Origin of the sequence: Mycobacterium sp., assembly GCF_032161845.1 — a bacterium.
Lineage (GTDB): Bacteria > Actinomycetota > Actinomycetes > Mycobacteriales > Mycobacteriaceae > Mycobacterium.
Window position 1 is genome coordinate 1 of the sequence record NZ_JAVRQA010000416.1, and the last position, 8,094, is coordinate 8,094.

Sequence of the window (8,094 nt, forward strand, 5' to 3'; positions counted from 1 at the left end):
GTGGAGCGCGGCAAGATCGCGGAGTTCGCCGATGCCATGCTGTGCGAGGATCCCGCCTACCGCGGTCCCCACGCGATCGTTCCGCCGACATTTCTAACCAGCGCCGCCAGGTGGGCGCCGCCCGACGTGCGGGTGAGCGTCGGATTCGATCGCAAGCGGCTGTTGCACGGCGAGCAGGAGTTCGTCTTCCACTCCGACCTGCCCGCCGCCGGTGACGCGCTCACCGCTCGCGAGAAGGTGGTCGAGCGGTACGCCAAGCCCGGCAAGCGCGGAGGTGAGATGCGCTTCGCGACGGTCCTCACCGAGTACCGCGATGCCACCGGCACGTTGGTGGCCGAGGCCAGGGCGACGTTCATCGAAACCGCGCCGAAATGAGCCTTCCCACCGCACTCGGTGTGGGCACGCAGGCACCACCCCGGGACTTCGGACCGTTGACCCGGCAGATGTTCGTCCGCTACTCGGGGGCATCCGGTGACCTCAACCCGATGCACTACGACGACGAAATGGCGCGATCGGCGGGGTATCCGTCGGTGTTCGCCCAAGGCATGTTCTCCGCGGCGCTGCTTGCTGGTTTCGCCACGGACTGGCTGGGCGCACCCGGCGTGCGGCGCTTCGGTGTCCGGTTCCGCGAGCAGGTCTGGCCCGGTGACGTGCTGACCTGCGCGGGCACCGTGACCGCGGTGTCCGAGGAGCCGAACGGCGACCGGGTGAGCGTCGAACTCACCGCTACCCGGCAGACCGGCGGCGTCGCCATCAGCGGGAGCGCGGAGTTCCTCATCCCGCGAAACGCGCCCCGGCGCGACGCGGTTGGCTCGGATCGGTCATAGGCTGCACAGACCATGTCCGACGCCTCGATCGTCCGCCGGGCCAGTTACGGCCCCTCCAGCCCCGCCATCGGTGCCAGGGGCGCGAGCACCCGCGGCCGCATCACCGAGGTGTCGCTGGAACTCTTCGGCCGCCTCGGGTATTTCGACACGTCGGTCGACGCCATCGCAAAGGCCGCCGGGGTATCAAGGGCCACGCTGTATCAATACTTCAAGGGCAAGGACGAGATCTTCCTCGAGTTGCTCAACGAGTGCGGCGGCGCCTTGTTCCGGGTGGCGCGGCGCATCGGGCCCCTCGGGCCGGACGAGGTCGGCTTCGACAACCTCAATTGGTGGCTGGGCGAGTGGAGCTGGGTCTTCGAGAAGTACTCCACGATGTTCGTGCAGTGGACCGCGATCGCATCGTCGGACACCAAGGTCCGGCCCGAGATCAGCCGCTTCGTCCGCAGTTACAACCACCGGGTCGCCGAGAGGCTGGCAGCTTCGGGTCTGCAAGGTCTGGACCCCGAGGTCGCCGCGATGACGATGACCGCCTTGGTGCACCGCATCAATCTGTTCGTGCACACCGACCGCGACTATGGCCGCAGTGCCAAGGACGTGGTCGACTCGCTCTCGGTGTTCCTTCAGCTGGCGTTGTTCCCCGACACTCCTGCCTCGGTGCTCACGACGTTGAACCTGCACGGTAGCTCCGACCCGACGGCGGACGTGGACGCCGTCGAGGTGCCAACGGCGCCGGACGTCGAGGGGTTGTCCATCGCCGAGCGCACCGCCTCGTTGAGCAAGCGAGCCGTCAGCACCGTCAACGCTCTCGCCGATGCAGGCGCCGCCCAGTTCCGGGCCCGCGGATACCGCAGCACCAGCGTCGACGACGTCGTCGCGGCAGCCGACGTCGCGCGGGGCACGTTTTACAAGTACTTCAGCGACAAACAGGATCTGCTTGCTGCCGTCGCTGCCGAGATCTACGGTGCTGGAGCCGCATTCGCGGAACGCATCGCGCTCGTCGATCCCGTCGCGGAGGAACCGACTCTGCGGCACTGGCTCGCCACCTACGTCGAGTTCTACGACCGCTACTCCGGATGTATCGAGGCTTGGGCCGAGGGCACTACCGACGATCCGACCATCGTCGGCATCGGCGAGCACGGCCAGGTGTTGATGGACATCGGTGCGGCCAAGATGCTGATCCGAGAGTCGGGGCCCTACCCGTTCGACCCCGTGGTTTCGGCCCTGATCTTGCGCGCGCTCGTCACACGGGTGCCGCAGGCCGCGCTCGACCTCCCCGAACCGATCGGTGACGACGAGGTCATCGAGCTGTTGATGACCTTCATCCGGCGCGGCTTCTTCGGTCGGACGTAGGCCTCGGGCTACGTCGTCGTGACGCCCGCGGCGACTAGGCGGTCGATGTCCGTCGTCGAATATCCCAACGCGGTCAGTACCTTTCGGCTGTGTGCCCCTAGGGCGGGTACATCACCGACAAGGGGATCGACGCCGGCAAGGCCCGCGGGCGCGGGCAGCGCGGCTGCGGGGCCGCCCGGAGTCTGGACCTCGTGCCAACGGTTGCGGCCCGACAGCACCGGGTGCCGCCACAACTGCTCGACGGAATTCATCCGCGCGTGGGCGACGCCGGCACGCTCCAGTAGCAGCTCGAGCTCCTCGGCGGTCAGCCGTGTGACTGAGGCGGCGATGATCGCCTCCAGCTCATCGCGGTGTGCGACCCGGTCCGGGTTGGTGGCGAATCGTGGATCGGTGACGAGATCTGGCCTGTCCAAGACGATCTCGCAGAGCCGCTGCCATTCGCGCGGGTTCTGCACGGCGAGCAACACGGTCCCTCCGTCACCGGCGGCGAACGGCCCGTACGGGGCTATCGTCGGATGTCGAGCACCCGTACGCGCCGGCGGAGGTCCGCCGTAACCGCCGTAGTACATCGGCTGGGACATCCATTCGACCAACGCGTCGAACAGCGACACGGACACGGGCCGGACGGCGCCGGTTGTGGCGCGGACGTAGAGCGCAGTGAGGATTCCCGAGAACGTGAACATCCCCGCGGCGATGTCTGCGATCGATACGCCGGTACGCGCTACCTCGGCTGGTGAACCGGTGACCGACAGCAGTCCGGCCTCGGCTTGCACCAGTAGGTCGTAGGCCTTGCGGTCACGCCACGGGCCGTCCTCGCCGTAGCCGCTGATCGTCGCCGTGATGACCCGTGGGTGTGAGCGGGACACCGCGCCGGCGTCGAGACCCATCCTCGCCGCCGCACCCGGCCCGAGATTGTGGACCAGCACGTCGGCACCGTCGAGCAGTCGGTGCACGATGGGAAGGCCGTCGGGATGCTTGAGGTCCAGCGTCACCGATTCCTTGCCGCGGTTGAGCCAGACGAAGTAGCTCGACTCGCCATGCACCGCGCGGTCATAACCTCTTGCGAAGTCACCACCCTCTGGGCGCTCTACCTTGACGACGCGCGCGCCGAGGTCGGCGAGTTGTCGCGTTGCGTACGGTGCTGCGACGGCCTGCTCGAGGCTCACGACGGTGATGTCCGCCAACGGTGCATCCATCTAGGCCTCCCGTAGTCATGACGGTGATGTCAGATAGACGCTAACAGTTCTGGCGGCGGTCGTTATCAATGCCCTTGAGGGATATATCGAATATGTACGATCCGTCAGATAGCGGTTAGGCTGATCGAGTGGTAGACGGTGCGCGAGCTGTGTCCGCTGGTCCTCTGGCCGGGGTGAAGGTCGTCGAATTGGCCGGTATGGGTCCAGGCCCTCACGCCGCCATGATGCTCGCCGACCTCGGTGCCGAGGTCGTGCGGGTGCAGCGGCCCGGGGGTGGCGGCGGCGCTCAACTGCGAAACCGTCGGGTAGTCGTCGCCGACCTCAAGGACTCCGGTGATCTCGAACGGGTAGGGCGACTCATCGACGGGGCGGACGTCCTGCTCGAGGGATTCCGCCCGGGGGTGACCGAACGCCTCGGTCTGGGACCCGCTGAATGTCGTGGTCGCAATCCGGGACTCGTCTACACCCGCATCACCGGATGGGGGCAGACGGGCCCCCGCGCGCAGCAGGCCGGCCACGACATCAACTACGTCGGCCTCACCGGGCTGCTGCATGCCATGGGTACGCCGGACCGTCCGCCGCCGCCCCCGCTGAACCTCGTCGGCGACTACGGCGGTGGCTCGCTGTTCGCGGTGGTCGGCGTGCTCTCCGCTCTGGTCGAACGTCAGGCGTCCGGACGGGGTCAGGTGATCGACGCCGCGATCGTCAACGGCGCACCGGTGCTTGGCCACGTGCTGTGGGCGATGCGTGCCGACGGCCGTTGGTCAGATGAGCGGGGCGCGAACGTGTTCGACGGCTCGGCACCGTTCTACCGCACGTACGAATGCGCCGACGGCGGTTACGTGGCCGTTGGCGCGCTCGAACCGGAGTTCTTCGCCGAAATGTTGCGACTACTGGAGCTCGACCCGGTATTGCTCGGCCCGCAGCGTGATCGCGATGGGTGGCCTGCGATGCGCGATGCGCTATCCGACGCGTTCCGCAGGCACCCGCGTGACCACTGGGCGCGAGTGTTCTCGGAAAGCGACGCCTGCGTGACGCCGGTGCTGTCCGCGGCCGAGGCGATGGATGATCCACATCTTGTGGCACGCAACGTGTTCGTCGACGTCGACGGGATCCGGCAACCCGCGCCCGCTCCGTTGTTCTCGCGGACTCCTGCACCGCCGCCTGCAGGTGCGCAGACATATTCGGTCATGCCGACGTGGCGACAGCCATTCCCGTGATCCACTCGGGCACCGGTTCGTAGACCAGGGGAGTCACCGGTCGGCCGCCGCCCGCGGCGCCCGCGGCGAGCCAGGTTCTGACCTCGTTGGCGCCAGCGCCGGCGCGGACGTGTGCACCATCCACCAGTCGCACCAACGCTTCGACATCCCAGGCCCCCATCGCATTCAGCACTTCGGTGTCCCAGTCCGGCCGGATCTTCGTGCGTGCGTCGGCCATGCCCTCGGCGATGATCCGTGCCCGGTCCTCATCGCTGAGGTCATAGGTGTCGACCTCCAGGCTGGGTGGCGAATGTGACAGCCCGCCGGTGCCGATGACCAGGACCCGCCCGTCGACCCCATCGAGGAACCGGCCGACCTCGGCACCGAAGTCGGCCACCCGACGCCCGGCAGGCAGGGGAGCGGTGGCGCAGTTCACGGCTATCGGAATGACAGGTTTGACCGTCAGCTCGCCGAGCAGGTCCCGAACGGGTTGGGCGAACGCGTGATCCAGCCCGATGTCACGGCAGGCGGCGACGTCGAAGCCGTTCGACAGCAGGTGTTCGCAGAGTCGGCGAGCCGTCGCGGGAGGCACGTCGAGGTCGCCGGCCTGGTGGCCGCCTTCCGCCAGGATCGAGGCGGACAACGCCACGCCGAAGGCGGGAACCACGTGACGGAACGCGCGGCGGTGGTCACCGCCGAACACGAGCACCACGTCCGGATCGAACCGCTGCACGCGGTCGGCGGCCGCCATCAACGCCGAGCGGAACTCCCGACCGAAGACGTGCTCGACATCGCGCTCCTTACCAGGGCTGTGGCTTGCGCAGACAACTAGCCGTTGTGACGTCACGTCCGTACCTTCCATAGAAGTGACACTAATGTTAGATGAGGATGGGGTCCGTCGACTACCCGCCTCGGACGATGGCCTCGCTAGTGGGTTCGCGACTGGCGCGTTCACCCGAATTGCCATTCGCTCAGCGGCTTTCGACGTCTCCGTTGGTGCACATCGGACCAGTGCGTCTGAGCGCTGCCGCACGGCGACCGACCCGACGTCAGACCGTGATGACGATTCCCTGCGTCAGCGCCACGATGATGCCGAGGATCACGATGAACGCCACGCATCCTGCAACCAGCCTGACGGTTTCCTTCATCAACCCAGCGTTGGTCTGCGGCGGGAGGAAGAACTCAGCGGGTAGGTCCTTCATGTTGGGCTCCTTCGCGATCAGGGAATGTAGGGGCTATCGGCGCCGGTTGCCCAGCGCAACACCACGAGCGGAACCACTAGTAGTACGAAGAAGGTGACCTGGAAGACGACGAACCAGGCGCCGAGGCGCATGAGCTCGAATCGCCATCGAGGAATCGTCACCTCGTAGTTGAGGTAGTCATCGAACTGCTGTTGCTTGGTCGAGTGTGCCTGCCTGGTGACAACGGCGACCCCGCCAGGAGTCGCGGTATCGGGGGACGGACGCGACGACTCCTTCGGAATGGTGAAACGATCCAAATGGCAGAAGCGCTCGAAGTGGTTGAGACCCCGAATCGGCGGCTTGCCCGCCCAGTAGGCGATCAGATTGGGCCACACGCACATGATGCCGATGGTCCACAGGAGGGTGATGCGACCGCCGTTGCCCCATTCGAGCACGGGCCCGATGCCCGGATCGTAGGTCCACCATCCCATCGCCGTTGCGGTGCCTTCGACGACGAAGTCCCAGACGTAATTTACCGGAATCGCCAGCACCAGCATGGATTTGAGCATGCTCCAACCGAACTTCGATGACACCCATTGGCTCAGCCACAACACGAGGAGCGCGTGTATTCCCCAGTACACCGCGTAGGCGAAGGGCATGAACAACGGATCGTTCGGCGTCTTGAGGGGCAGCCATTCGAGTAGGTGGTGTTCGGCGAAGGCTGGACTGTAGAACAGCATCTGACCCCAGTCGCCGATGGTCTCCATCCAGTACACGGCGAGGCTATTGAACAGGAAGAGGAATCCCCAGGTCAGCCGGCGACGCCGGACCACGTCGGCTATCGCAAGGACGATGAAGATGCTGCCGACGATCGGCATGACCCAGTTGAAGAACCAAACCCCGGAGGGTTCGAGGGTTGCGGGTGGGACCAAGTCCGACGCGGCGAAGAGCATCGTTGCCTCTCGACAGAAGTTCAGACGACTAGTTCAACTACTACATAGGTAACCTAGTTCACTACATGGCGCCGTGTCACCAAACTGCTCGATCGTTGACACTATGGCAGTGAACTGCCATCTTTGGTAGATGGCCAAGGAGGGCGCTGCAGTGACGGATCTCAAGAGTCCAGAAGTGGTCGGCCGCAGCGAGTCGCCGGCCGAGCCGAGCAGGACGATTCGCCCCATACTGTTTTGGTCCGGTGTCGGCGCCGTGTGCGTCGCTGTCGCCACCTACGTCTATACGTCGTGGATCGTTTCCGGAAATGCGACTCGAGTGGCGCCAGGTTCCGATCCGATCCCGGGCGGCACCCAGCTGGCGATGACTGTCTTTCAGGTCGCCTGCCCGATATTGGCGCTGATGACGATCGTCTACGTCGTCCGCAAGAGCCTTCGCGAGCGCCGACTGTGCATCGAGGCCGCCGTGGTGATCGGCTCGACGATCGCATGGTGGCATGACCCATTGATCAACTGGTTCCAGCCGGTGCTGTTCTACAACGCCGGACTGGTCAACTTCGGCAACTGGATGGAGAACGTCCCCGGATCGCTCAGTCCCGGAAGCCGTTTCATGGCCGAGCCGGTGTTGATGATCGGGATGATCTACATCTGGATGCCTCTGGCGATGGGGAAGATCGCACGGTGGGCCATGGGCCGCGCGCGGGGTCGATGGCCGACGCTTGGGCCCGTCCGGACGTTCTGCTGCGGCTGGCTTGCGGTGTACGCCATCGAGTTTCCACTCGAGATCTTCGCCGTGCATCACGGCCTCGTCGCGTATCCGGCGTCGATCCCCGGTGTCACGCTCTGGGCCGGGCAGACGGTGCAGATACCGCTCTACGGTCCCATCCTCTGGTCTCTGGTGCTGAGTTCCAGCGGGGCACTGATGTTCTTCCGCAACCACAAGGGTCAGATCCGGGTGGAGGCGGGCGTGGAGACGCTGCACTGGGCCGGACCGCGAATCAAGGGACTCCTGCGCGTGCTGGCGGTCACAGGCTTCCTGCACGTGGTGGCGATCGGCGTGTACGACCTCCCGGTGAACTTTGCAGGCTTCTACGCCGGACCCACCGACACCTACCCGAGTTACCTGCGCACGCAATACTGCGGACCCGATACGCCGCGTGCCTGTCCCGATGGCACCCGTTTCGACGATCCCTAGGTGCGTCCTACTTCAGGACGGCGGGCAGCGCGGCGAACTCCTGGCGGATGATGTCGTCCAGGTTGCGGCCCGGCGCGGTCAGCCACTGGTTCAGTGCGCGCTCCATGAGCAACATCCCGATGGACGCCAGCAATCGGCATTCGTCGTCCGGCGTCGGAAGGCGTCGCCGGTCGGCGATCACCTTCGCAACCGTCTC

Annotated in this window: 10 protein-coding genes; 5 read left to right on the top strand and 5 right to left on the bottom strand. The window is 65.8% G+C overall.

Annotated features, from left to right (window positions below):
- The 3 genes from QOD90_RS22525 to QOD90_RS22535 all read left to right on the top strand — a co-directional run.
- A partial coding sequence (locus QOD90_RS22525) for an FAS1-like dehydratase domain-containing protein (RefSeq protein ID WP_526353226.1) occupies positions 1-375 on the top strand: 375 nt, incomplete at its 5' end.
- A complete protein-coding gene (locus tag QOD90_RS22530) occupies positions 372-827 on the top strand; it encodes a MaoC/PaaZ C-terminal domain-containing protein (protein ID WP_526353228.1) in 456 nt (151 codons plus the stop codon). The genes QOD90_RS22525 and QOD90_RS22530, both read left to right, overlap by 4 nt.
- Before the next feature lie 12 nt (positions 828-839).
- Positions 840-2,177, top strand: a complete 1,338-nt coding sequence (locus QOD90_RS22535; protein WP_526353230.1) for a TetR/AcrR family transcriptional regulator — start codon at positions 840-842, stop codon at positions 2,175-2,177.
- A gap of 8 nt (positions 2,178-2,185) precedes the next feature.
- Here the strand turns inward: QOD90_RS22535 and QOD90_RS22540 are convergent, their stop codons facing one another.
- The gene (locus QOD90_RS22540; RefSeq protein WP_526353232.1) at positions 2,186-3,373 is read right to left on the bottom strand and encodes a CaiB/BaiF CoA transferase family protein; all 1,188 of its coding nucleotides are present in this window, start codon (positions 3,371-3,373) and stop codon (positions 2,186-2,188) included.
- A 149-nt stretch (positions 3,374-3,522) separates the two neighbouring features.
- On the opposite strand from QOD90_RS22540, the gene QOD90_RS22545 reads away from it, so the two are divergent.
- Positions 3,523-4,593 (top strand): CaiB/BaiF CoA transferase family protein, encoded by a 1,071-nt coding sequence (locus tag QOD90_RS22545; RefSeq protein WP_526353234.1) that lies wholly within the window; start codon positions 3,523-3,525, stop codon positions 4,591-4,593.
- On the opposite strand, the gene QOD90_RS22550 is transcribed toward QOD90_RS22545, so the two are convergent.
- The 3 genes from QOD90_RS22550 to QOD90_RS22560 form a co-directional block, all read right to left on the bottom strand.
- The gene (locus tag QOD90_RS22550) at positions 4,562-5,434 is read right to left on the bottom strand and encodes a 3-carboxyethylcatechol 2,3-dioxygenase (RefSeq protein ID WP_526353236.1); all 873 of its coding nucleotides are present in this window, start codon (positions 5,432-5,434) and stop codon (positions 4,562-4,564) included. The genes QOD90_RS22545 and QOD90_RS22550 overlap by 32 nt on opposite strands.
- Before the next feature lie 187 nt (positions 5,435-5,621).
- Positions 5,622-5,774: a DUF7156 family protein gene (locus QOD90_RS22555; protein WP_526353238.1), complete on the bottom strand. Its 153-nt coding sequence runs from the start codon at positions 5,772-5,774 to the stop codon at positions 5,622-5,624.
- A gap of 17 nt (positions 5,775-5,791) precedes the next feature.
- Complete coding sequence (locus tag QOD90_RS22560; RefSeq protein WP_526353240.1) at positions 5,792-6,706, bottom strand: spirocyclase AveC family protein; 915 nt, start codon at positions 6,704-6,706, stop codon at positions 5,792-5,794.
- 151 nt (positions 6,707-6,857) lie between these two features.
- Here QOD90_RS22560 and QOD90_RS22565 point away from each other — a divergent pair, with 151 nt between their 5' ends.
- Positions 6,858-7,898: a spirocyclase AveC family protein gene (locus QOD90_RS22565; protein ID WP_526353242.1), complete on the top strand. Its 1,041-nt coding sequence runs from the start codon at positions 6,858-6,860 to the stop codon at positions 7,896-7,898.
- A gap of 7 nt (positions 7,899-7,905) precedes the next feature.
- On the opposite strand, the gene QOD90_RS22570 is transcribed toward QOD90_RS22565, so the two are convergent.
- A partial coding sequence (locus QOD90_RS22570; RefSeq protein ID WP_526353244.1) for an acyl-CoA-like ligand-binding transcription factor occupies positions 7,906-8,094 on the bottom strand: 189 nt, incomplete at its 5' end.